This is a genomic window from Chroococcidiopsis sp. SAG 2025 (assembly GCF_032860985.1).
Taxonomy (GTDB): Bacteria; Cyanobacteriota; Cyanobacteriia; order Cyanobacteriales; family Chroococcidiopsidaceae; genus Chroococcidiopsis.
Map to the genome: position 1 here is coordinate 1,847,101 of NZ_JAOCNC010000001.1, position 20,733 is coordinate 1,867,833.

At 46.3% G+C, this 20,733-nt stretch carries 30 protein-coding genes and 3 pseudogenes; 16 read left to right on the forward strand and 17 right to left on the reverse strand.

All coding sequences use genetic code 11. The features are described from left to right. The first annotated feature begins 40 nt into the window (after positions 1-40). The 3 genes and pseudogenes from N4J56_RS08875 (at position 41) to N4J56_RS08885 (ending at position 2,283) form a co-directional block, all read left to right on the forward strand. Positions 41-1,103 (forward strand): annotated as a pseudogene (locus tag N4J56_RS08875) (IS630 family transposase). A gap of 518 nt (positions 1,104-1,621) precedes the next feature. Continuing rightward, positions 1,622-1,903, forward strand: coding sequence for a hypothetical protein (locus N4J56_RS08880; protein ID WP_317106126.1), 282 nt, complete (start codon positions 1,622-1,624; stop codon positions 1,901-1,903). Positions 1,904-1,923: 20 nt separating this feature from the next. After that, positions 1,924-2,283, forward strand: a complete 360-nt coding sequence (locus N4J56_RS08885; RefSeq protein WP_317106127.1) for a hypothetical protein — start codon at positions 1,924-1,926, stop codon at positions 2,281-2,283. Between the two features lie 115 nt (positions 2,284-2,398). On the opposite strand, the gene N4J56_RS08890 is transcribed toward N4J56_RS08885, so the two are convergent. The 8 genes and pseudogenes from N4J56_RS08890 to istA form a co-directional block, all read right to left on the reverse strand. Beyond that, positions 2,399-2,812: a hypothetical protein gene (locus tag N4J56_RS08890; RefSeq protein WP_317106128.1), complete on the reverse strand. Its 414-nt coding sequence runs from the start codon at positions 2,810-2,812 to the stop codon at positions 2,399-2,401. Between the two features lie 176 nt (positions 2,813-2,988). Next, positions 2,989-3,795 carry an IS5 family transposase gene (locus N4J56_RS08895; RefSeq protein WP_317104639.1) on the reverse strand — a complete coding sequence of 269 codons (807 nt, stop codon included), beginning with the start codon at positions 3,793-3,795 and terminating at the stop codon, positions 2,989-2,991. Positions 3,796-3,799: 4 nt separating this feature from the next. Next, positions 3,800-4,735 (reverse strand): hypothetical protein, encoded by a 936-nt coding sequence (locus N4J56_RS08900; protein WP_317106129.1) that lies wholly within the window; start codon positions 4,733-4,735, stop codon positions 3,800-3,802. A gap of 3 nt (positions 4,736-4,738) precedes the next feature. Then, positions 4,739-5,398 carry a transglycosylase SLT domain-containing protein gene (locus N4J56_RS08905; protein WP_317106130.1) on the reverse strand — a complete coding sequence of 220 codons (660 nt, stop codon included), beginning with the start codon at positions 5,396-5,398 and terminating at the stop codon, positions 4,739-4,741. Positions 5,399-5,500: 102 nt separating this feature from the next. Continuing rightward, positions 5,501-6,025, reverse strand: a pseudogene (locus N4J56_RS08910) (ATP-binding protein); the annotation flags it as partial. 10 nt (positions 6,026-6,035) lie between these two features. Then, on the reverse strand, positions 6,036-7,304 hold the full coding sequence (locus tag N4J56_RS08915) for an IS701 family transposase (protein ID WP_317104593.1): 1,269 nt from the start codon (positions 7,302-7,304) through the stop codon (positions 6,036-6,038). Between the two features lie 75 nt (positions 7,305-7,379). Further along, positions 7,380-7,673, reverse strand: coding sequence for an ATP-binding protein (locus N4J56_RS40855; RefSeq protein ID WP_410500311.1), 294 nt, complete (start codon positions 7,671-7,673; stop codon positions 7,380-7,382). A 586-nt stretch (positions 7,674-8,259) separates the two neighbouring features. After that, a pseudogene (gene istA, locus N4J56_RS40860) lies at positions 8,260-9,186 on the reverse strand (IS21 family transposase); the annotation flags it as partial. 141 nt (positions 9,187-9,327) lie between these two features. On the opposite strand from istA, the gene N4J56_RS08925 reads away from it, so the two are divergent. From N4J56_RS08925 to N4J56_RS08935, 3 genes are all read left to right on the forward strand, one after another. Next, positions 9,328-9,963 carry a hypothetical protein gene (locus tag N4J56_RS08925; RefSeq protein ID WP_317106132.1) on the forward strand — a complete coding sequence of 212 codons (636 nt, stop codon included), beginning with the start codon at positions 9,328-9,330 and terminating at the stop codon, positions 9,961-9,963. Between the two features lie 7 nt (positions 9,964-9,970). Then, positions 9,971-10,411 (forward strand): hypothetical protein, encoded by a 441-nt coding sequence (locus N4J56_RS08930; protein ID WP_317106133.1) that lies wholly within the window; start codon positions 9,971-9,973, stop codon positions 10,409-10,411. A gap of 324 nt (positions 10,412-10,735) precedes the next feature. Further along, positions 10,736-10,948: a hypothetical protein gene (locus N4J56_RS08935; RefSeq protein WP_317106134.1), complete on the forward strand. Its 213-nt coding sequence runs from the start codon at positions 10,736-10,738 to the stop codon at positions 10,946-10,948. On the opposite strand, the gene N4J56_RS08940 is transcribed toward N4J56_RS08935, so the two are convergent. From N4J56_RS08940 to N4J56_RS08950, 3 genes are all read right to left on the reverse strand, one after another. After that, the gene (locus N4J56_RS08940) at positions 10,928-11,275 is read right to left on the reverse strand and encodes a hypothetical protein (RefSeq protein ID WP_317106135.1); all 348 of its coding nucleotides are present in this window, start codon (positions 11,273-11,275) and stop codon (positions 10,928-10,930) included. The two genes, N4J56_RS08935 and N4J56_RS08940, sit on opposite strands and share 21 nt — an antisense overlap. 151 nt (positions 11,276-11,426) lie before the next feature. After that, positions 11,427-11,816: a response regulator gene (locus N4J56_RS08945; RefSeq protein WP_317106136.1), complete on the reverse strand. Its 390-nt coding sequence runs from the start codon at positions 11,814-11,816 to the stop codon at positions 11,427-11,429. Between the two features lie 192 nt (positions 11,817-12,008). Beyond that, entirely contained in the window at positions 12,009-12,221 is a 213-nt protein-coding gene (locus tag N4J56_RS08950; RefSeq protein WP_317106137.1) for a hypothetical protein, read from the reverse strand. Positions 12,222-12,669: 448 nt separating this feature from the next. Here N4J56_RS08950 and N4J56_RS08955 point away from each other — a divergent pair, with 448 nt between their 5' ends. The 7 genes from N4J56_RS08955 to N4J56_RS08985 are packed head-to-tail and all read left to right on the forward strand — an operon-like array spanning position 12,670 to position 15,824. Then, the gene (locus N4J56_RS08955; protein ID WP_317106138.1) at positions 12,670-12,915 is read left to right on the forward strand and encodes a hypothetical protein; all 246 of its coding nucleotides are present in this window, start codon (positions 12,670-12,672) and stop codon (positions 12,913-12,915) included. Next, on the forward strand, positions 12,902-13,225 hold the full coding sequence (locus tag N4J56_RS08960) for a hypothetical protein (RefSeq protein ID WP_317106139.1): 324 nt from the start codon (positions 12,902-12,904) through the stop codon (positions 13,223-13,225). Before N4J56_RS08955 ends, N4J56_RS08960 begins: the two co-directional genes overlap by 14 nt. Continuing rightward, the gene (locus tag N4J56_RS08965; RefSeq protein WP_317106140.1) at positions 13,225-13,908 is read left to right on the forward strand and encodes a hypothetical protein; all 684 of its coding nucleotides are present in this window, start codon (positions 13,225-13,227) and stop codon (positions 13,906-13,908) included. The genes N4J56_RS08960 and N4J56_RS08965 overlap by 1 nt, the downstream gene beginning before the upstream one ends. Further along, positions 13,905-14,990 (forward strand): hypothetical protein, encoded by a 1,086-nt coding sequence (locus tag N4J56_RS08970; protein ID WP_317106141.1) that lies wholly within the window; start codon positions 13,905-13,907, stop codon positions 14,988-14,990. Before N4J56_RS08965 ends, N4J56_RS08970 begins: the two co-directional genes overlap by 4 nt. A gap of 46 nt (positions 14,991-15,036) precedes the next feature. Beyond that, a complete protein-coding gene (locus N4J56_RS08975; protein ID WP_317106142.1) occupies positions 15,037-15,294 on the forward strand; it encodes a hypothetical protein in 258 nt (85 codons plus the stop codon). A gap of 3 nt (positions 15,295-15,297) precedes the next feature. Then, positions 15,298-15,600 (forward strand): hypothetical protein, encoded by a 303-nt coding sequence (locus tag N4J56_RS08980; RefSeq protein ID WP_317106143.1) that lies wholly within the window; start codon positions 15,298-15,300, stop codon positions 15,598-15,600. Between the two features lie 35 nt (positions 15,601-15,635). Further along, complete coding sequence (locus tag N4J56_RS08985) at positions 15,636-15,824, forward strand: hypothetical protein (RefSeq protein WP_317106144.1); 189 nt, start codon at positions 15,636-15,638, stop codon at positions 15,822-15,824. Here the strand turns inward: N4J56_RS08985 and N4J56_RS08990 are convergent. The 6 genes from N4J56_RS08990 to N4J56_RS09015 all read right to left on the reverse strand — a co-directional run bounded on the left by N4J56_RS08990 (position 15,821) and on the right by N4J56_RS09015 (position 19,308). Continuing rightward, positions 15,821-16,000: a hypothetical protein gene (locus N4J56_RS08990; protein ID WP_317106145.1), complete on the reverse strand. Its 180-nt coding sequence runs from the start codon at positions 15,998-16,000 to the stop codon at positions 15,821-15,823. The two genes, N4J56_RS08985 and N4J56_RS08990, sit on opposite strands and share 4 nt — an antisense overlap. A 943-nt stretch (positions 16,001-16,943) precedes the next feature. Then, on the reverse strand, positions 16,944-17,690 hold the full coding sequence (locus tag N4J56_RS08995; RefSeq protein WP_317106146.1) for a hypothetical protein: 747 nt from the start codon (positions 17,688-17,690) through the stop codon (positions 16,944-16,946). After that, positions 17,674-18,114, reverse strand: coding sequence for a hypothetical protein (locus tag N4J56_RS09000; RefSeq protein WP_317106147.1), 441 nt, complete (start codon positions 18,112-18,114; stop codon positions 17,674-17,676). The genes N4J56_RS08995 and N4J56_RS09000 overlap by 17 nt, the downstream gene beginning before the upstream one ends. A gap of 10 nt (positions 18,115-18,124) precedes the next feature. Continuing rightward, a complete protein-coding gene (locus tag N4J56_RS09005; RefSeq protein ID WP_317106148.1) occupies positions 18,125-18,268 on the reverse strand; it encodes a ribbon-helix-helix domain-containing protein in 144 nt (47 codons plus the stop codon). Between the two features lie 51 nt (positions 18,269-18,319). Next, the gene (locus tag N4J56_RS09010; protein ID WP_317106149.1) at positions 18,320-18,967 is read right to left on the reverse strand and encodes a hypothetical protein; all 648 of its coding nucleotides are present in this window, start codon (positions 18,965-18,967) and stop codon (positions 18,320-18,322) included. Continuing rightward, positions 18,904-19,308, reverse strand: coding sequence for a hypothetical protein (locus N4J56_RS09015; RefSeq protein ID WP_317106150.1), 405 nt, complete (start codon positions 19,306-19,308; stop codon positions 18,904-18,906). Before N4J56_RS09015 ends, N4J56_RS09010 begins: the two co-directional genes overlap by 64 nt. Before the next feature lie 368 nt (positions 19,309-19,676). On the opposite strand from N4J56_RS09015, the gene N4J56_RS09020 reads away from it, so the two are divergent. The 3 genes from N4J56_RS09020 to N4J56_RS09030 are packed head-to-tail and all read left to right on the forward strand — an operon-like array spanning position 19,677 to position 20,721. Continuing rightward, positions 19,677-19,934, forward strand: a complete 258-nt coding sequence (locus tag N4J56_RS09020) for a hypothetical protein (RefSeq protein ID WP_317106151.1) — start codon at positions 19,677-19,679, stop codon at positions 19,932-19,934. Between the two features lie 8 nt (positions 19,935-19,942). After that, entirely contained in the window at positions 19,943-20,230 is a 288-nt protein-coding gene (locus N4J56_RS09025; protein ID WP_317106152.1) for a hypothetical protein, read from the forward strand. Continuing rightward, on the forward strand, positions 20,227-20,721 hold the full coding sequence (locus N4J56_RS09030) for an HNH endonuclease (protein WP_317106153.1): 495 nt from the start codon (positions 20,227-20,229) through the stop codon (positions 20,719-20,721). The genes N4J56_RS09025 and N4J56_RS09030 overlap by 4 nt, the downstream gene beginning before the upstream one ends. Positions 20,722-20,733 lie beyond the last annotated feature (12 nt).

A 20,733-nucleotide genomic window follows, 5' to 3' on the forward strand; every position in this document is an offset into this window, starting at 1 on the left:
AGATAGAGAAAAGCCAAAAACTTGCTGATTTTGACCACTCATGCCTGCTCCTTTACGTATCGTTTTGACAGAGTCAGAAGACCGGACGTTGAGTGAACTTCGGGTTGCCAAAACCGTTGCTCAACGTACCCGAGATCGAGCACAAATGCTTCGACTCAATGCTCAAGGATGGGTAGTGCCAGCGATTGCCGAAATTTTTGAGTGCCAAGAGCAGACAGTGCGCGAAACCATCCGCCGTTGGCAGCAGCAAGGGTTAGGTGGATTATGGGATGCTAGTGGACGAGGAGCTAAAGCCAAATGGCAAGAAGCAGACATGGCCTACCTAGAACAATGCCTAGAGCAAGAAGCCAGAACCTATAATAGTCAACAGCTAGCCCAGAAGCTAGAGCAAGAACGACAGGTAAACCTAAGTGCTGACCGGATTCGCCGCATTCTAAAAAAAAGGGCTTTAGTTGGAAGCGGACTCGACACTCGCAACGGGGCAGACAAGATCCTGAGTACAAAGCACTCAAGCAAGCCGACTTAGACACACTCCAACTAGCTGCCTGTGAAGGGTACATTGACCTGAAGTATCTTGACGAATCGGGATGTTGTCTGGAAAGTCCAGTCAGTTATAGTTACTCTCGCATTGGAGAGCAGAAACACCGAAGAGCAGGTCAAATCCTATGGAGACCGCATTAGTATTCTAGGGATATGGCAACCAGAGCAGTCGTTTGACTATGCTCTGGTACAAGGCAGTTTCCACAAGGAACGCTATGTTAAAGTGATGAACGCTCCTTGCCCAAAAGAGTGAGCAGACATTGCTACAAACCGGACGGCTCACAGTCGTGGTGCAAGATAATGGTTCGGCTCATACCAGTCATCTTGCCCGTGAGCACTGGCAGCAGTGGCAGTCGAAAGGGCTATATCTCTTTTTTCTCCCCCAATACAGTTCACATATGAATCTGATTGAAGCGCAGTGGCATCAACTCAAAACCCATGAAATAGCCGGAAGGATTTTTGATAACGAGTATGATTTAGCGAATGCCATGATTGAGGGCATGGAGAATCGAAGTCAACAAGGGGGATGGACACTGGAACGTTTTATGTTTAAATCTGCCTAGCTACTTAGAAGAATTATTGAATGAAGACACGACTACTTCTGTTTGCGCTGAGCTTGATTTCCTCACTTTCACACAGGTTGATGAGGAGGGATACCCAATATACTCAGAAATTTTTGAGGAGGACGGTTTCGTAGAGTTGAACGGTATAACCCTTACGTTGTGTAATCAATATCTATATCAATCTTCAGAAGAGTCGAACATGCTTGATTTCAAAACACACACCTACAGCGGATTCAAAAGACCGCAAGCCTACCGACAACATCTGAATAATCTACTCACCATGTAAAAATTACTAAATCAAAAGCTGCTCTTGAGCCTCTTACGCCCAGGAGCAGCCTACACAACGGAAGCAGCTTAAACATCAACTAGATAATTGGAGAATAACATGATTTCCATGACTTTTGAGACTAGGGATTTTGAATAAATTTGCAGAGTGAATATGAAAACACTTACAGCCTTACTGACAACACTCGCTATATCTATATCTCCATCTGTCTGTACTGAAGGGGTGTATCCAAATGCTTAGTTCCAAACTTCAAGCTTCAATCATCAAAAGCTACAAGTTCAACCTCGAACAAAAGCTGTGGCTGATGAAGTACGTAGAATCCATAGCCAAACGTGACCCTAAGCTATTTATCAGGCTATTACATGAGTCTGATGATAGGTGGGGAACAGAGATGGCACTCAGAATACACGAAGCTGCTACTTACTTGCTTTCACGCAAAGACATGGAGTGGGGTAATCGCGTTGCTGAGGTGGCTATACAGCTCCTACGTTTAGAAAATCAATTTACCCGTTAACGAAATACAGGAACAATATAATGCCTTTCAAATTTGCCAAACTGTCAGCTCTAAAGAAGCCTAAATCAAACGTACGAAATCGTAAAACTGTTATAGCTCTCTTCGAGTCAAAAAGGGATATTGTTGCACATCTACCTAACATTGACGCAGTGACCCAAGAGTTTGCTAATCAAGCATACGTTATCGACCAACTCATAAAACTAGCTTTGAATAAGAATTCTGACCTTTTTTGGAGACTGTTGACATCTCTTGATGACGAGGAAACGATTACGAAAGTGGGGATTATTCTTTACCACTACTTCAAGGATTGGGAGCCAGCAGCTTATAACTGGTACATCGACCAGATGGTTGAGAATAGCAAGGGAGTTTTAAACTTCTAAAGTAGAAAAATAGCAAACAACAGTAACCCCTCTAGTAGCCTCCTCTAGGGGGTTTTTGTTTGCACTTTGGGTGTGACATTTGACATCTTGGCATTTGTCACGCACTATCGATTTGTTACCTCAACATCCCACCAGGACGGAGTTGTCTGAGCGTCTCTTCTTGGGCTACACCCCTCATTTCATTCCTAATTTGTTGTCGTAGGGTTTCGGCTTGTCGGTCTGTCATTACACCCACGCCGTTATTGTTGATGTTAATCACCACTTGTCCTGCACCAGCTCCATTATTTCGGTGGGCAGGAATGACAGCCTCACCTTTATGGAGATAAGCTAACTGATTGTGTGGAACGTAGGGAGTACCTACTGCATATGATGGTATGGAGAACTTTGCAGGACTGATACCAAAGTTAGGAGTGCGTCCACCAAACAATTCACCAAGTAACGAACCAAATATACCTGTACCACCGCTAGCACTACCAAGAATATTGTTAAGAGCCAAATCTGCAAGTCTAGAAGCGATGTTACCGAGCATATCCAGTGCTGCTTCACCTAGCGATTTAGTCCCCGTTATGAAGCTGCTAATCGCATCTGTGAAAGCTCCACCAATTCCATCACGAATCTGAATCTCCAGCGCGTGTGCTTTGTTGTAGTTTTCTTGTAGTACCTCACCTAGTCGTGTCCACCGCTCAGCATAGTCTCTAGAGCGTGTTATGCACTTTGCCTTACCAAATCTACAAATCGCCTGAGCATTATGACGGCAAAGGCAACAAAATGAAAACCAACTAATGTCTGTGCTAAACGTTCATAATCTCTTGTTAAGCGCCGAAAGCGCCCAGTCCACGCAAAACTTCGCTCCACTACCCACCTGCGAGGAAGTAAAACAAATCCCTTCTTGGCTTCTGGTAGTTTGACGACTTCCAATTGGATACCTTCTACGGCAGCCTCCTGAGCGGCTTGTTCTCCGGTATACCCTTGATCCACAAAGGCAATTTCCACCGTCTCACCAGTAATTTCTTGCACTTGTTGAGCAAGTTCCTGTACCTGGGAGCGGTCTTGTTCGTTCGCAGGGGTCACTACCAGTCCTAACAAATGTCCCAGAGTATCAACTGCAACATGTACCTTGCTGCCCTTCTTGCGTTTACCACCGTCATACCCAGCTCGTCCTCCACTTTCAGGGGTTGACTGTAGGGTGCGACTGTCGAGAATCACCGCAGTTGGGGTCTCCTTGCGTCCGGCAGCCAACCGCAGTAGTGTTCGGAGGTCGTCTACAATTGCCTCAAATACTCCTGCATCAATCCACCGTTGAGTTTGCTGATAAACTGCTGCCCAAGGCGGAAGGTCATGCGGCATCATGCGCCAAGAGGCACCAGAGCGAACCAGCCAACGCAACCCGTTAAACACTTCCCTGAGACTATGTTCTCGTTGCGGTGCTTCTTCGCTCATCAAAGTAAGATAAGGGGCAACAAATGTCCACTCGTCATCACTGACATCAGTAGGATATGCTTTTCTTTCCATATTCCTACTCTAGCGATCCTAAAAGTTCATAACACCCTCTAGACCTCATGATGCTTTCTGATGCAGCATTTACACCAGCCATCTTGGATTCACGAGTCCAATCAACCAATCTCTCTCTACGCCCTTGGTAATCTAAACCTTGCATGACTCTGGCTGCTTCCCTTTCTTTCAAGGTGGAGCGTAGCTGTTCTATTTTTAGAGTGCGTTCTTGGTTATCGAAGAAGACTTTACTTTGTCTATTTATTTCTTCTTGTCTAGACGCACGTTTATCAATCTCAGAGTTAAGACTTTTCTCACCAGCTATCAGTTTGTCCAGGTTGTTTATTGCTGCTGAGTAGTCAACACCACCTTTGACACCATCTCTGAGTTTTATACCTCTAGCAGTTACTAAATCTTCTCTATCGTCTGTTAGGCGACGAATACGTGCTGTAACACTACGGTTCTCGTTGTATCTGGTTAATGCATCACCACTCAAGCCTAATGCACCACGTCTAGATTCCAAGTCGTAGGCGAGGTCACGGTCAGAACGTTGTTGTGCTAATGAAGCAGCTTTGTCCCTATCAGCCTGCTCTATAGCACGTCTAGCTTCATCAGCCACTTTCTTGGCAGCACGTTCAGCATCACGTCTACGTTTTTCAGCTTCTCTTTTAGCTTTGCCTGCATCCCCTTCACCTGCTGAAGGTTTCCACGGTGGTAAGTTACTAGTGCCATCAGAGCCTAGTGAAGCAGCTACAGACCTACCAGATATGGGTGAGCCAAAGCCAGAACTACCAAGAACTTTATCAGCAATACTGTCTGAATAGCTGGCTATTGAGGGATATTTACCTTGGGGCTTGGTACTGTTAGCCAAGTTGGGATTACCACTGTACCACTGAGCAGCAGTACGTCTAATTGCTTCTCGTTGATTACCACCAGCAGCTTTAAGGTTGCTGTTGTACATTTCTTAAAGTTTGTATTCAATTGTCTTTTCTTGAGCAGCACGGTCATTCAAGAATTGTTGTGGTGTCAAACTCTTACCTAATGCCGCTTTAGTCCAACTGGCGACATTGGCTGGCATGACTTGACCCAAACCTAAAGCACCACTATCTGGATTGACAGCTCGATAGTTACCACCGCTCTCTTTACCAATGATTGCTTGGTACAAAGAACTTCCACCTGATGAACCACCACCAGTGATGTTTTGAATAGTTTGGTCGAGCCAACCTGTTAACCCTATCTCTTGCATCTTGTTGGCTACTTGACCGAGCATATTCATGAGTTCACCCACCAAACTCATGACATTGTTGATAGCATCACCCCATACCTGAAATCCTGCACCTATAGCCTTGACAGCTACATTCACCAAATCTAAAACACCAGGGTACTTGTTTAGATACTCTTCCCCAGCTCTCATCAAATCTGCTGTAATTGAAAGTGCCGCATTAACACCACTACCAATCATCTGTCCTAACGCAGCAGCCTCATCACGGGATGACACCAACCATTGGGATATCCTCTCAACTACAGCTCGTCCAGTTTCTAAGTCGATGTTGATGCTACCAAGAAAACTGTTAATCGTGTCTAATCCTGCAATAATGACTGGTTGTAGTAAATCTCCAAACAACTTCTGTGATTGCTTGACTTGGTTGTTGAATGCTGTGAACCTATCATTTAGCGTGTTGGTGGCTTCTATGAAATGTCAACTATCTTGACGAATGCGCGACAATTATTTTGGTTGCTTTTGGTCAGTAGAAGAAGAGCGTTGTAGAGCCGCTTGTTGACGAAAACTGGGTGCAAGGATTTCGAGAATGACAGCATGATGTACCAAGCGATCTACAGCAGCAACGGTCATAGTAGAGTCGGTAAAAATTTCATCCCAAGCACTGAAAGGGTGATTGGCAGTAATCATCAAGCTTTTGAGTTCGTAGCGGTGAGCAATTAACTCAAACAACACTGATGTTTCCACTTCCGACTTTTTGACATAGCTAATGTCATCAAGAATCAGCAGATCGTACTTATCGAGCTTGAGTAAAGCTGATTGCAGTTGTAAGTTGGCTTTCGCCGCTTGTAGCAGTTGCACGGCTGTGGTGGCACCCAGAAACTTGACTCGTGCACCCAGTTCTACCAAACTGCGACCGACAGCAGCAGCTAAGTGAGTTTTCCCGACTCCAGAAGGACCGAACAGCAGCAGATTCTCACCCCGCTTCAACCAAGTTCTGTCCTGAGCCAGTTGCATGATGCTAGTGGGACTTTAAAACTTTCTAAGCCCAAATATAGCCGAACTTAGCTCTGTGAGAGGCAAATACATCAACATGCTCATTAAGCCAGCGGACCAAACGAAACTCGACTGCGGTGCGGAATGCCTCCAATGCTTCGGCAAAGGTTTGTAAGGGTTTGGTTGCCCAACGTCTGCGGAATCCGCCGGTCAACTGATGCCAAAGGATGAAGGTGTAAGCGATGAACACTAAAACCCAATGACGCTTCATACTCAGAGCATCCCGAACTTGATACTCACTCAAACCCAACCAGCCCTTGGCTTCTCGATAGAAGACCTCCACCCAGTTGCGAGCAGAATATGTTTGAGCTACCCAAGCCGCACTGACTTGGTTGTCAGAGGCATTGGTGAGAAAGTAATCCACCTCCGTCGCTTGCTCGAAACTAGAGGCATTGAGTTGAATCGCCAGCCAGCGAGTGCCTTCGAGCTTCGGAACGTGAACTGGTAACAGCGCCACCCAAACTGTCCGGGGCTGCTCCAGATTGAGTTGCACAGGTGTGAACTGCTCCACTGCCAAGGTTTGAGCAATAGCTTCTAATCCCTGCTTACGAGCAGACTCATCACCTGATGTTTGAGCAGTAACTTGGCGGTTTTTGGCGATTGCTGCCACGTAAGTTAGGTTTCTCGACTCCAACTGCTTGAGAAAAGGCGTGTTATTACCGTAGCCTGCATCAATTACAGTCACACCCGGTCGATAACCGCGCTTCAAGCATTGGTCAACCAAGTCTAGAGCCAGGTCAGGTTTTTTCTGGAAGTTGGGGTCTGCCTTGCCTTGCTCGAATAAACTTGCGTGTTGATAGAGTGCAACATCTAACGGCAGACGTCGCACTCCATCATACAAGTAGGTAGTCAGCAGCACAATACCATTGTCAGTCTTGCCAATCTCCCCAATGTACTGCCGTCCTACCCCATCAGTAGCCGCACCACTTTTGCGATGTCCCGAATCATCTACAATCAATGTGAAACCTTGACTCGGGGTCGTCTGGCGACACTGGTGCATCACCTCCAACCGCCGATTATTTAGCTTGACTTCATCCCAAGGGGCATTGTTGAGAAAATGTCTGAGGCTGTTGTAGGAGCCATCTACTGTATTTGTGACCAGTTGGCTCAGGTTTTTGCGCTGACTCTCACCCAGCAGTCCCCCTAGATAAACACGAAATTCCTGCCGCTGCTTCTGACGCGAAAATACATCATCAAACCGACGACACCAGTTCTCAAAGCACTGCGGCATCGCTGCTGGTACTTGATCTTTCACCTTACGTTGCTCCTGTCGAGACTGACGTAAAACGCAACTCCTACCCGCATTCTAGCTCAATTTGCTCCATCTTTCTTACAAAGTCCCACTAGGCTGATTTAAGCTGGGGCAATGGCTGAAGTCAAAGTTGGAAAAAGCTTTTCCTGGTGGCAGGTGGGCATCTTTGAGGGCGCGTTGCACTCGCGCTTGATAACGTTGTGTTGCCTCGGATTCGCACAGTGCTAGCAAGAATTGAGCGTGTGACCAGCCCCCAGCCAGAGCCTGACGCTCCAACTCTTGCCAATGGTTGTTCATGTGGGGCAGTTTGAGTGTTTTGAGTAGGAAGCCCAGAGTCTCGATGGCTGTTATTTGGCTGTTGTTGGGGGACATGATGCAAGAGAGAGTCGTAAGGGGAAAGGTCGTGTTGCTGTACCGAAAGCGTTGGATGTGCCACACTCTCACCCAGATGAAACTGCTGTTGCAGTCCCACCAAGCTAAGGGTGCCAGAGCGTAAGTGGTCAGCCAAATACAGTGCGACTGCGTGTTCCTTATCTTGTTTAGCAGCAATGTACAGTGCCTCGGTCATCAATCGTGCCGTCGTGTAGGAATCGAACTGGGTTAACATCTCCTGCCATAATTGGCGGTAGTTGTCGTCAGGCAATAATTCTTGCTGCCAGGTACAGTGTAGAAAAGCACGGGGTTTCAGTCGCAGGCTGTCAATGACGTGACGATAATTGACGCAACGGGAGCGCCGCAACCGACTGCGGCTAGGTACATGAAGGCGTGGCAGTTCTACCACCTGCTGCGTGCCGACAAAACCGACTATCCGGTCATGATGTAGGTGAAGGGTTAATCGTAAGCCAATCAATTGTGACGGCACAGTGTAAGTGATGCAGCGCACGGTCATCGTGCTACGGGTGGTAACTCTGACGCTGAGGATTTCGTAGTCGGGATAACGATAGTTGGGTAATGGATGCAGGTAGGGTTGCTCAAGCTGAAATTTGGCTTGAATGCGCGTATTCAACTTCTCAACTATCCCAGAGATAAACGCTTGATAGGCAGCAACACTATCAAAATCACACGAGCCGCGCAGCAATAGGGCTTGATGCAGCCGTCGTTTGAAATAGCCGTGGGGTGACTCAATCGAACCATTTTCATGGGCTAGTCCGCGATTATTTCGTGAGGGACGCAAATTATAGTGCTGGCATAGCCGTTGATACATTTGCGTCAAATCTTCATCGGTGCGTTTACCCAGGTTACGGTAGGCGGCACTAAGACTATCGCTGCGATGTTCTTGTGGACAACCCCCGCTTGCTGCCAAGGCATTCTGCAAACCTTCAGCCAGAGCAACAAAACTCTCGCCACCTTGAATGACTTGCACGTACTGCCATCCACTATAGGCAAGTCGATAATGATACAGTAGATGCTCGAAGGGTTGACCGCCAATCGTGACTTGCACCTGCTTGAGCTTGGTGAAGTCCGACAAGCCCATTACGCCTGGTTGATGCTCTAACTCAAACATCACTGACTGCGCTGGTCCACTGGTCGCTTTCCATTGCTGGACTCGTCGTTGCAGCGTCCGCACGATAGACTGCCCATACTTGCCTGGATACTTCTGCTGCAGGTACTCGAACAACGTTATCGCTTGCAATTGCGGTTGTTTTTGTAATAGCGGAACTAGTTCGCTGTCCCATACCTCAGCCAATGGGTCTTTGCGGGTACGCCAGTCATGGGGTCGTCCGCGTTGCGGTTGATGAGCTCCCGCATCAATGCGTCTACCTGTACGCTTCGAAAATCCTCCCTTTGCTGCTGCTGTTTCCTGCGTGCAGCCAGATTCTCTCGCTTTCATGTATATTTGAACCTGTTTGAAATTAATTCGTTTTCCCGACACTAGGCAGTCCATTAATTGGCGTTAATTGACATTGCCTAGTGTCTTTTGTTTTGGCAGCGGTTGCTGAAGATAATTGTCGTCTCGTCAACTTGGTGTAGCAGTCAAGTTAGTTGTCGTCACTCGGTCTATTTAATTGTCGTTCAATAATCAGGGATGGAATTAAAAGAACTGCTTGGAATCACCGAAAAGGAAGAACACGATACCATGCGGCAGGCGCTAGGACGAATGGCGGAACGAAAAGAAATAAACGCGAAACCCAACCCTAAGAAATTATCTTCCAGGTTGTATTACCTCCCCCATTCGTACTATCTAGAGATGTCACATAATTTAACTCAAACCTATACACAGCAACCATTACAAAAGCGTGACAGCGTTTTGGATGTCACAGATGTGTCTATTGCTACACGAGAAAACTGTGACCCCGTGTCACATAATGGAAACGTAGACCAGGCAGGCATTTCAGGCAAATTATGTGACAACATGGAGAATATGGAGGGGGGGAGTGTCTCTGTCCCGCAAAAAACTCCACTAGCTCCTCAAGGAACCAAGCCTAGATGTGGAGATTTAATTCAATATGTAGGGTCAGGCGAGCTAGATGGTAAAGGAGAAGATTTACTTGTCAAAAGCTTTAGTCCTCTACCAACACTTTTGGGAGAGCTTGACTTTTATTCACCCCACAAATACATAAAATGCCTAAGACCGGATGGAAGTGAAGCCAAGTTTATCAGTGGCAATCCCTATATTCCAATCGAGGATACAATCATAGTCAAGCAGCAGGTAAGAACGTAAAAACCCAATGGAAGCATCACTGCCAGTCGTACCACTAAAGCACCTGAACAATGTAGGGTTAAACAAGGTATTCAAGTTTTTGACGGCGCAAGGCAACTTTCACCTTATCTCTCTGCTTGGTGCTGCCATGTATGCGGGAAATTTCTTCGTCCATGAGACAGAATCAGGAATGCATTTCATGATTCAGATGCCTAGCTCTAAATCAGCACAGGAGATGATAGGGCAAGCAGTAACGCTATTCTTCTGCTTGGAGGAAGCATTTCCTATTTCCAGATTGCTGATTAGTACGACTCAAGACCCATTTATGACAGTACCAGCAGATTACTGGGTGTCGCTTGGTAGCTATCAACTAAAGCCCGATTTGCTTATTGGTGTAGGCAAGGTGGAAGGACATCCAGACTGGTACGCAGTAGTCAAGCTGAATGAAGATGGCAAGTTGGTTAGGTGAGATGCCCTGCTCGATGCCAACAAGCAGCGGATATGGGGACAGCAGGTCATGCGGCTCTAGTTTAGTGCGGCGTTGGGGGTGGGACATCTTTTTTGCGCTCTTCCTCAGCAAATTATCTGCTTAGTAAGTGAAACTTATGCAGCAGAGGCGCAAAGCTTATTTTTATTAATCGTTAAATAGTTATATGTGTGTTGAAAAATACCGCTTGCCTGAAGCCAAAACAGTACGTGGAGGTGAGGATAGGTTTGCTTTAATTTGAACGACTCCTGACGCACTCGGCAACGCAGTCGTAAATTTTACAGGTGCTAACTTTGGCATCACCTTATGAAGTACTACATTGTCTGCACTGAAGCTGACGGAATCGAAGTTTATTGGACTGGTGGACGTGACGGCTATTGGACTAAGAGTTATACCGATGCCTATCGTTATAAATCGAAATCTAGTGTCAGGGAAGTTTTGCAGCGGGAACACCCTTTTGAGATTACTATCCTTTGGGTAGAGGAAGTGACAGCGATGCTAGAGATGCTTCCCGACTAGCTTGATTCTTTTTTGCATCATCTGCGCGAAAATGGTAATCGCTTGTAAATATGCAACTCTTGCTTCCGATTGTGTTTCTGCAATCAGATTCATCAAAGCCGGAGAATAGTCCTCCTGTTCTATCGCTACTTGGGTGTAGACAAGTGCTGCTTCTGCTTTTTGCCGAATCACCTGACCGCATTCCTTAATCAGTTGCCCGTGTTCCAATGCTAATTGGTCGCTACGTTCTTGCAATTTCCTACCCCATTGTTCTACTTCGAGTCCATGCTCTTGTAATTTCAGGGTATGTTGCTCCAGTGCGTGGGTAGAGATTGTAGCTTCGTGCATGACAAATACGATAATGATTTATAGCACGAGAGTACCTAAATCTTGCAACGACTGGCTTCTACCGAAAGTTATAGCACGAATGTTGTATTGGTCACTATTGTGACACTCTTGGAGATTCAAAAGCGATTGTGAAACGGTTAGTACTCTGTGTCTAGGAAACATAACGCTTAATAACTGTTTCCAGAAATTCAATATCGTAGGGTTTTGCAACGAAGTCAATACAACCTGCTAATAAATACTGTCCTTTCTCTTCTTCTGCGACCATAGCAGTCACGGCGACGATTGGTATTTCTGCTGTCCGACAATCTTGCTTGAGATGCTGAGCAACCTCTAAACCATTCATATCAGGTAGCACCATATCCAACAAAATCAAGTCTGGTTGGTGTTGCTGTGCCATAGCGATAGCAGTCCGACCATCATTAGCGGTGATGAATGGAAAGCCTATCAACTCCAAAACCTGGATAATCAATTCTAAGTTGTCCGCACCATCTTCAACTGCCAGAATTAATCCCCGTTGAGAATTGTCAACACGACTCACCACGCCGAATGAAGCCTCCTAACATTTATAGCTGCTAAGTGTAGATATAGCTCCTAAGCTCTATCTTAAGTGATACGTCTTATGGCATACACTCTATGATACTTAAAAAACTGTTACATTGTCCTCTCCGTAGCAGATAAATTCTCACTGTGGTGCATATGGGAGTCTCAACAACCAGCCTTAATGTGGGACAACTCACAGGCGACCGTCTCTAGGGTCAACATCCTGCGGAAACACAAACAAATTTAACGACTTAGCTCTACGGGCAAGAAGAATAGCATCACCCAAGCGGTAGCGTGTAATTAGCATCCACCTACCGTAGTATCCGTAAACATCGACTGGAGTTGTTATATTCTCCTTAGTAGGGAGCGGCGTTTGCCAACGTGAATTTATCACAGCAAAAGGCATTGATAATTCCTCCTGCTGAAGGTTTAGCTAATACTGAGATTCCACACCTCTATCGTGAGAACTGTCCACACTTGTGAGTATTAATACTCTTGACACGACCTGGTAATGCTGATTATCTATGATTAGATGATATTCAATAATGGCGCGGACAAGTACATCCCGTACCCAACCGAACGAGAGGCGAAGCCGAGAGAGAGGGCGGGAGTCATACAATACTCAAGTCGAGACCTGGGACATTTCTCAGTCTAAGAATTGTCCCTAGCTATGCGTCTAGCACACCGCGCTACTTCAAACGTAGCAAGGTGGGCGCAGCACAAAATTTGTTAGTGTCAATGCAATATAGGAGTCCCAGCAGCGCATCCCCCCGTTACGCCACGAAAGCTGCGGGGACGAACAGCATGATGTTTAGATTATCAAGGTTGTAGGTAATGATAATGCAAGGGTAATCGTGGTAATGCAGGCACAGCAGGGATTATCACTGGTTGCGCAAATGCGTAACTACAAGCGGCAACAGGCTGAGAGAGTGGCAGCGCGGCAGCAGCTACAACAGCAGCAAGTGGCTAGAGAATTCGGCGAATCAACTCGAATGGCAGAGTTTACCAAGATGCTGAAGGGTATGCCCAAAGAACAGTTTCTCGATATCATGAAGCATTTCGGCTTAATCCCTGGAGGCGCTAGTGATGTCCAAGAATAAAGGAGGGAGCGCTGGAGATGCCAGCATAACTCGCAGCCGTGTCAAGCCGATGGGTAGGACTGACACCATACAGTGGGAAGACATTCCAGAATCTCAGCAGCATTTATATCTACAGGTTGGCAAACGCTTGTATAACAAAGCGGGATTATCGCCGCAGCAGCTAGCCAAGTTCGATACCCAATTCACCACTGCTGAAGGTTATCAGGCTTGTGAGATTAAGCGCCAGACATTCGGCGGTAACGTTCGTATCGTTAGTGATAGAGTCTTGCCAACAGAGGCTAGCATAAAAAATTTAGAAGGAGATAGATAATGCCTAAAATCAAGCCCCTATCAGAGCGCGCCATGATGCAACCGCCACCACCTGAGCCTGTACCATTCTCGAAATTAGAGGATTTTGCAGAGAGTAAGACAATCAGCCAACGCTATTGCTTGCCTGAGTCAGTGTTTAAGGAAGTTGCCAAACAAAAAGATATCGACATATTCCTCTCTCAAGCCATCCTCGATTTGATAAACGATGCTCGCGACGTGGTGCGCACGGAAGAGCCGAAGAGCAAAGAGTCCTGGTACAAGATGACCAAGAAAGTACCGCTCAAGAAATGCCTGACTATGAATCTCAAGCAGGTTGGTGGTCGCGTAGAGCATTACGTTACCACTGAAACGACTGTCATCCGCAAGTACATCCCTATCAAGCGAATGCTGAATGTGGTAGAGGGAATGATAGCTGGGACTGTGACCAAGCAGTGCAGCACCTTCATGCTCCCAACACGGTTATGGAACGAGCTTTTCAGATTATGTGAATATTTCCAACTCACTGTAGATGACGGCATTCATCAGGCAGTGGATAGGGCATTCGACAAGATTTATATCGCTCCCACCAACACTAATGCTGACAGGCTCAAGCGATTCACCGAGCGTGAGGAGCGGTTGCAGGAGCAGACGGTTAAATCTATTAGCAAGCGCATCGCCAAGAATCACCCACAGGAGCCAGCATGAGCCAGGAGCAATCGATAACACAGTCTATGCAGACAGCCGCTAGTGCGGCGGAAAAATATGGAATTGAATTGGGTACAGAGCTTACTGCCGAGCTTACCAATCCCACCACCTACACATACGAGCAGCAGGTCAAAGACGCTACACCCTCCAGCTTCTACGAGCAAGAGATGTGGATGAACATCCAGCCACGGCGGAATGAGGCTAAGCCTGTAGATATGCGCTCCCAGCAAGAAGTCGTTTCTGAAAATTATCTAGTCGAGAAGCATAAAGCAGAGCAGCCGCAGGAGCAAGCGGAACAAGTACAGGGGCAGAATGCGCGGCTGATTGCAGCTCATCTCGAATACGGCTGGGAGAATCCATCGTTTCAGCAGTATCTAGATAGCGATGACGATGCCTACGAGCAAGTGCAACTCTCACCCCAACAACTCCAATTGGCTTCTGAGATGTGGGGCTTGGATGAAGACACGGCACGGGCTTACGTCTACCACCACAAACTAACGGCTGAAGACCTCGCCCTAATTGAGACATCTTTCACGGGCAAAGCATCGCTCCCTGCGGCAATATCGAGCGCATCATCCCAAAAACAAATACCGAATACTGATGATGACGATACTGGCTACGCTCCTGATTCAACTGTTGGTGGCAATCCTGATTCTGCTGGCGATTATGATTCTGTTGCAGCTCTCGACGATGTAAACCACATCAGGCGCACCTATTTCTCACAAGCCAATGACGCTGAGTGGTCGCAAATCTTGAACGATGCCATCTCAGAATTTGAATCGCTGTCACCGCTGGAGCGGGAGCCATACGATAACCCTGCTGGAATCTGGGCATTGCATCAGCGCGTATCCTACCGCAAGCAGCAACAGGTACAGACGCAGCGAGCTAGCTCAAAACAACAGCAGCGTCAGAAGAAAAAGCCCGAAATGTACAACACATCTAAATTCACTAATACCGCTCTGACTACTAGAGGTATGTTGAAACAGTCGTGGGTAGATAGCTTAACACCGCAGCAGTACGAGAAGCAGGCAGACCGCATTTACCACTGGTACGCGAAGGGTATGGTGGACAGGAATGCTTAGTACGGAGTCTTGAGTCTAGAACCCTTGCACAAATTTATGAGTTGCTATGAAACGAGGCATTAATTCACAAGGACTGCCGCACCACAAGCGGGTAGAGCGGCACGAGAACTATAACAAGCCCACTGCTGAGGTACTGGCAGCAGCAGACAAGGCAATCCTAATCCAAAAGCTCAAGGATTCCTTGAAGAATGGCTCCACGGTTCCAATGAGCGTCATTGCTGCCCTGAATGACCAAGACTACAAGGAACTATCAGGGCTGGTGGATGCATTGATTGCTAGAAATTTAATTGAATTCGGGAAGTGAGAGATGACGAGCAACGCATTCAAGACCAACGAGTCTTTTAGAGTAGTGGGAGCGATGACCAGGGTGGCGCTGACCTCGGCTCAAACGATTACACTACCATCAACCGCTACTGGCATATTGATTAGCTTCGAGGGACAACCATGCCGTGTCACGCTAGACGGTAGCACCCCATCAGGCACTAACGGATTTCTGCTGCCAGTTAACACTTTGTACCGTTTTGACATGCACCAAGGTGGTGTGGTGAGGGTGCTGGAAAGTGCCGCTTCTGCCTTCGCGAATTATCAGTTCATCGTGACGTTGGGTTGAGAGAAAATAGAGATATCAACTATAGGAGTAAAACAATGGCTAAAAGTTCTAGCAACGGCGACACACCCAAGCGACATGAGTTGCAATTCCCAGATTTCAAGCGTGACCCAAAAACGAATTGGAGTTGGGCTAATAGTAACGGTACTTCTAACCTTAACCTCAAATTTGAGAGCGATACAGGCAACTCTAAACCACAGGAAAATAAGCCGAAGATACATTTTTAAATCTCTTCCAAGTCTTCCATTCGAGCGCCAGGGGGTAGCTGATTCACAATGAAGCCAGTACCCTTAATTCTGTATCTCTTGACTGTCATTGCTGGTGGTGTAGTGGGGTCTACAAACACATCTCCCTTTTCTGGAAACTGCTGTAGCTGGTGCGCTCGGATTTGAATTTCTGACATGATATTTTGCTAGAATAGGAGTAGCTTCCACCTATATTTTAATCTTTATAGTTATCTCTTTTTAGTAGCGTCACCTCAATACGTCCTTATAACACTAGTCCTCTTGCAGCCAAAACCAAGAGGATTTTTATTTGGTATTAGCTAATAGGAAATAATGCTGTATGCAGGCACTAAAACTAAATATGTAGAATAATTTTTTGGCTAGTTTAAATACTTACACATACCATTCAACTTTCTTCGTTAATACTTCATCCATGTAACTGCTGAAGGCTGAACGAGGAACGCAGTAAAGCCGGAAGCAATACTCGTACAATACTGAGTTGTGTAAAAAAGCTTTGATGGTCGTGATTATCAATGATTTATATCTTTGATTTTGATTTCAGCTTGATTATCTCGAATCCACTCCAGCTTTACGCTTCGTCCCCTACCCCTCCGCCCCTTGGTGTGGGGCTGCGGGTATCTCTGATTGACTCCGCTTGCTGTTCGTGGATTCTTGCTTATGGAGCAGGTTACTTCACGTCCAAACCTACCCACATGGTACAGGTCAATTGTGAGGATTTTGTGAGGATTTTGTGAACTAGTGAATAATTTTTTAGCCTTATCGAATAGCTCCCTGACACAACTCTCCTCGATAGCCTTGGCATATGCATCAGGTACGTGGTCTGGCTTAGCGTGTCTCACAGCTATCTGTATTGTGTCATTCGCATTCATCGATTAACCTCCTATCGCAAAGGTCATTGGATAAGTAATGGTGTAGCTTCTGGTACAGCTCATCAGATAGATACACCTGCCAGCATTTATCACAGCTAGTATAGTCTGCGTGGTCTAGGTCATCGAGCAATTGAAACCAGTTTTCCTCTTCCATATGTACCCCCAAAATATATTTGTGCTATGCCTCGGCGTACGGGACTCCTAGCTAAGCCAAGAGTCCCAACACACTATGTTAGTAACCTTCGTTATCCAAGTAGAATTGGAGAGCGTCAGTGATTAGCTCAGCTTTCGTAAATCCTACCTCGACTCTACATTTCTCAGCGCGAGATGCAAGTTCAGACTTGACTGTCACATCATACCTAACACCATCATCTCTGCGTTTAGCAACATCAGGTAATTCTTTCTTTACCTTCTCGACAAGATTACGAACACTAGCAGGTAGTTTCACTTTGTTATCCTCAATGAACTTGACAACAGTACCAGGATTATCTCTTTCAATCTGTGCTAGCTGCTGTGCTGCTGCTGCTGTCTTGTAATCAATACCTAGCTCATCATAAGTAGGCACATCATGTTTTACCACTTCCTCGTTGGTAGAAGTTTCTTGTTCAGGTCTACCACCATGATTCTTAGGCATATCCAACAGATGCTCACCAAACTTAAGCTGAGCTAGTGACCGTATCTTCTCTGCTTCATGCACAATCTCATCAGTCAGGTGTAGTTGACGTTTGAAATCAATGACTGCATTTGCTATCGACTCAGCTTCGAGTGCTTCATCTATGCTTAGAGCATCAGAGATTAAGGTACGTGCGTAATCAAGCTTGGCAATAGCAGAGTTAAGAGTTTGTATTTCCCCACCAGTATAGTCTTTGACTATTCTTTGAGTAGGTACAATCTCAAGCCTTGTTTGTAGTACATCAGCACTAATAGGTACACCATCAGGTATAATCTCTACCTCTACATGTTTAGAAGTCTTTGACATCTGCCTTCAGTCCTTTATTGGTAAGCTTGTACACACTATGTTTCCCATCCTTACGCAAGAACTCAGTAAATCCTTTACCGCATAGTGTTGAACTGAAATATGAGGCAGCTTGGAAGCGTCTTGGTAGGTGAGGATTTCTTTCTCTCATGAAGCGAGTGATTTCTACTGGATTGAACTCACTTAATCCAGTGGACTTCACATACTCACGGATGGCTATGAATATCATGGCGCTCACTGGTGCTAGATGTTCTGGGTCTCCTACACCATCTGAGTTTAGAAACCTACCATTCTCATCTAGCATGAACTTGACTTTATTGTTGACTGCTGGCTCTAGCTTAGGTGGCTCGTGAATCATCAACTCTGCTACTTGATAAGCTCGTAGTTCTTCGACTGTTCCTTCTAACGTTTGGTTATGTACTTTCATTGTGTCTCTCCTATTGCTGGTTGTAGTTGCGTATGTAGTTTTGGATTGCAAAGCGCACGACTTGAGTAAGCGGTCTTTCTTCTCTCTCAGCAATGCTCTCTAAGTCTTTGAGCATGTCTTCGCTGAGATAGATAGACTTAACTTTGTATTTCATACACAACCTCTGCTGTGGTCGCGGTCATTGATTAATCTTTATTCGACCGCTCTAGCGCGTGTGTTTGTGTAGCTTGATGAAGTTAGGGACGTAGCCGGAAGGGATTCGCGAATCGTGTATCGGCGTGAAAGTAGAGCTGTAGCCGGGATATTTCCACAATCCATCGGGGTATTGCTCCAGCCTCTCGGTACGCATAGAGGTGGCAGGTTTGGGGTCGCGGTCATTGGTTAATCTATGTGCGACCGCTCTATCGGTTCTCCAAGCATAGCCCTGCTGCTCGTCTACAAGGGCTGTGGTGGCTCTCTGGATAAGCTCGACAGGTTTATCCTTGCGAGGTGTAACATTGCCGCTGTTGCCCCTGCCACAGTCGCGACCGCTTCTAAGATAATCATGTTTGACGCGACCGCAGCCACAAGATTTGCTAACGCCTCTGGTGAGCGACTGAGATTTGACGGGTTTGACCGTGCCGCAATCACAGCGACACATCCATACCGCTTGTCTCATATTGGTTTGCCGCGTACCATCGTAAAATTGCAACACCATCCACCTTCCGAATCGCTGTCCGGTTAAGTCTCGCACCTTACGAGGCATTGCACTCACACTGGAGCGGTTGCCATGATGTGTATCATTGACCGCTACCGCAGCTTGCGGGTGGGTCTTTTCTTGTCCTTCCAGAGGAATTGCTTGTTCGGGTTCCATTCGACGTTGAGCTGTGGCGTATAGAGTTGGATTAATGTTGCTTCTAGAATCTTGGCATTCTCGTCTATGGATTCAAAAGATGCAGCATTCTTCAGGGTTAACCAGGATACGCATTCGGCTCCTTTATCACGGAGCTGATTGAGTTTGTGGGGATTCTTGTTGTTCCAGCGGTAATGCATATCGCTGGTTAAGCCAACGTATAAAACCTCATCGTCTTTTCTCCACAGGTATAAGGTAGAGGAGCGCGGCAAATCCTCCAGCTCGTCAATAGATACGCTGGGCAAGACATCAGGCAGCAATGCCAGTAGGTCTTTGAGGAGCGCGGCGGTGTTAACTAGCATTGTCTTTGACGTGCCGTAGCAGGTCGTTAGGTGTTGCGTCAGGGAATGCATTGAAGAAGGCATCCATAACCGCGCCTGAAGGAATAACCTTCGGGTCATTGACCAGTCGGTAAATCGTATTCTGTGGTAGACGTGTCAGTTTATGAACCTGATAAGCCGTCAGCCCAGGTCTGGACTCTATAAATTCTTTCAGGGTGTTTAACATCGGCATAATCGGCTGTCTACCTATATTCCCAATATACTACATCAGTGTGTAGCATACTATTAGCTAAGGATTGTTACAACCTATAGCTGTACCCCACACCGTTGTATAATATATAGATTAAGAGGACAGGGAAGAGATAAACACTCTGCCTCACAGGAATTGAATGTTTGCTGTATTTCTATTCGTCGTAGTCTTCAGCTTTTATTGCTGGCTGTTCTATCCCACTGAAAAGAGACATCCCAAGGGTTGGGACGTGGTAGAGCCAGACACGAGCTGGATTGGTTGGTGTTGCACGCTACCAGCCGTAAATGAATTGATGAAACGCAACATACGGCAGCTTAAAAAATTGGCTAGCAAGAAACACATCCACGGCTACGGCAACATGACCAAATCACAATTAATCGAAGTATTAGCAGCTTAAGGAGGCGTATGGACAACAAGTTTAAGCTCAACCCAAAAATCCAAGCTGCATTTATCGCAGCCTACGGATTCAACCAAGAACAAAAAATCTGGCTCAAGCACTACACCGATGCAGCAATCGCCCACGATGCAAAACTCTTTATGCGCCTGGGAGATGAGTCGATACAACGCTGGGGAATGTTGAGATGTATCGAGTTGCACAATGCTGCTGCCTACCTGCTAAGTCAGGAAGACCTTGCTTGGGGTACTGCTGTTATGGATGTAGCCACCGAACTCAACAAACTAGCAAAAGAATGAAAACTGTTGATTTGACGCAGGGGCAGATGGCTATTGTTGACGATGAGGTTTTTGAAGCAGTCAATCGCTGGAAGTGGCACTATAACAAAGGCTATGCCGTGAGCGATATAAGCTATGTGGACTACGGTGGTAAAAGAGGGATTCACAAAATCTGTATGCACCGCTGGGTATTAGAGAGTTTCTACAATATCCGCATTGGAGGCTTGCAGGTTGACCACATCAACGGCGTTAAAACTGACAACCGATTAGTCAATCTTAGAGTTGCTACCAGTCAACAAAACCGCTTCAACACGAATCAGCCAAGGAATAATACCAGCGGATTTAAAGGAGTAAGTTTCGATAAAGCTGTGGGTAAGTACGGAGCCTGGATTAAGCACGACGGCAGAAAGCACTTTTTAGGTTACTACCGTGTTGTTGAAGAAGCAGCCCTAGCCTACAATCAAGCAGCTTTGAAGTATCACGGCGAATACGCCAGGTTAAATGAAGTTTAATCACAAATTCTT

Excerpts from the sequence above, each read along its gene's own strand:
- N4J56_RS08950 (WP_317106137.1), bottom strand. The coding sequence starts at position 12,221 with ATGCCTTTTGCTGTGATAAATTCACGTTGGCAAACGCCGCTCCCTACT.
- N4J56_RS08995 (WP_317106146.1), bottom strand. The coding sequence starts at position 17,690 with ATGTCAAAGACTTCTAAACATGTAGAGGTAGAGATTATACCTGATGGT.
- N4J56_RS09010 (WP_317106149.1), bottom strand. The coding sequence starts at position 18,967 with ATGGAACCCGAACAAGCAATTCCTCTGGAAGGACAAGAAAAGACCCAC.
- N4J56_RS09005 (WP_317106148.1), bottom strand. The coding sequence starts at position 18,268 with ATGAAATACAAAGTTAAGTCTATCTATCTCAGCGAAGACATGCTCAAA.
- N4J56_RS08900 (WP_317106129.1), bottom strand. The coding sequence starts at position 4,735 with ATGTACAACAGCAACCTTAAAGCTGCTGGTGGTAATCAACGAGAAGCA.
- N4J56_RS08990 (WP_317106145.1), bottom strand. The coding sequence starts at position 16,000 with ATGTCAGAAATTCAAATCCGAGCGCACCAGCTACAGCAGTTTCCAGAA.
- N4J56_RS08980 (WP_317106143.1), top strand. The coding sequence starts at position 15,298 with ATGACGAGCAACGCATTCAAGACCAACGAGTCTTTTAGAGTAGTGGGA.
- N4J56_RS09015 (WP_317106150.1), bottom strand. The coding sequence starts at position 19,308 with ATGCTAGTTAACACCGCCGCGCTCCTCAAAGACCTACTGGCATTGCTG.
- N4J56_RS08885 (WP_317106127.1), top strand. The coding sequence starts at position 1,924 with ATGCCTTTCAAATTTGCCAAACTGTCAGCTCTAAAGAAGCCTAAATCA.
- N4J56_RS08985 (WP_317106144.1), top strand. The coding sequence starts at position 15,636 with ATGGCTAAAAGTTCTAGCAACGGCGACACACCCAAGCGACATGAGTTG.
- N4J56_RS08940 (WP_317106135.1), bottom strand. The coding sequence starts at position 11,275 with ATGCACGAAGCTACAATCTCTACCCACGCACTGGAGCAACATACCCTG.
- N4J56_RS08930 (WP_317106133.1), top strand. The coding sequence starts at position 9,971 with ATGGAAGCATCACTGCCAGTCGTACCACTAAAGCACCTGAACAATGTA.
- N4J56_RS08935 (WP_317106134.1), top strand. The coding sequence starts at position 10,736 with ATGAAGTACTACATTGTCTGCACTGAAGCTGACGGAATCGAAGTTTAT.
- N4J56_RS09030 (WP_317106153.1), top strand. The coding sequence starts at position 20,227 with ATGAAAACTGTTGATTTGACGCAGGGGCAGATGGCTATTGTTGACGAT.
- N4J56_RS08975 (WP_317106142.1), top strand. The coding sequence starts at position 15,037 with ATGAAACGAGGCATTAATTCACAAGGACTGCCGCACCACAAGCGGGTA.
- N4J56_RS08895 (WP_317104639.1), bottom strand. The coding sequence starts at position 3,795 with ATGGAAAGAAAAGCATATCCTACTGATGTCAGTGATGACGAGTGGACA.
- N4J56_RS08890 (WP_317106128.1), bottom strand. The coding sequence starts at position 2,812 with ATGCTCGGTAACATCGCTTCTAGACTTGCAGATTTGGCTCTTAACAAT.
- N4J56_RS08925 (WP_317106132.1), top strand. The coding sequence starts at position 9,328 with ATGGAATTAAAAGAACTGCTTGGAATCACCGAAAAGGAAGAACACGAT.
- N4J56_RS40855 (WP_410500311.1), bottom strand. The coding sequence starts at position 7,673 with ATGTCCCCCAACAACAGCCAAATAACAGCCATCGAGACTCTGGGCTTC.
- N4J56_RS08960 (WP_317106139.1), top strand. The coding sequence starts at position 12,902 with ATGTCCAAGAATAAAGGAGGGAGCGCTGGAGATGCCAGCATAACTCGC.
- N4J56_RS08880 (WP_317106126.1), top strand. The coding sequence starts at position 1,622 with ATGCTTAGTTCCAAACTTCAAGCTTCAATCATCAAAAGCTACAAGTTC.
- N4J56_RS09020 (WP_317106151.1), top strand. The coding sequence starts at position 19,677 with ATGTTTGCTGTATTTCTATTCGTCGTAGTCTTCAGCTTTTATTGCTGG.
- N4J56_RS08965 (WP_317106140.1), top strand. The coding sequence starts at position 13,225 with ATGCCTAAAATCAAGCCCCTATCAGAGCGCGCCATGATGCAACCGCCA.
- N4J56_RS09000 (WP_317106147.1), bottom strand. The coding sequence starts at position 18,114 with ATGAAAGTACATAACCAAACGTTAGAAGGAACAGTCGAAGAACTACGA.
- N4J56_RS09025 (WP_317106152.1), top strand. The coding sequence starts at position 19,943 with ATGGACAACAAGTTTAAGCTCAACCCAAAAATCCAAGCTGCATTTATC.
- N4J56_RS08970 (WP_317106141.1), top strand. The coding sequence starts at position 13,905 with ATGAGCCAGGAGCAATCGATAACACAGTCTATGCAGACAGCCGCTAGT.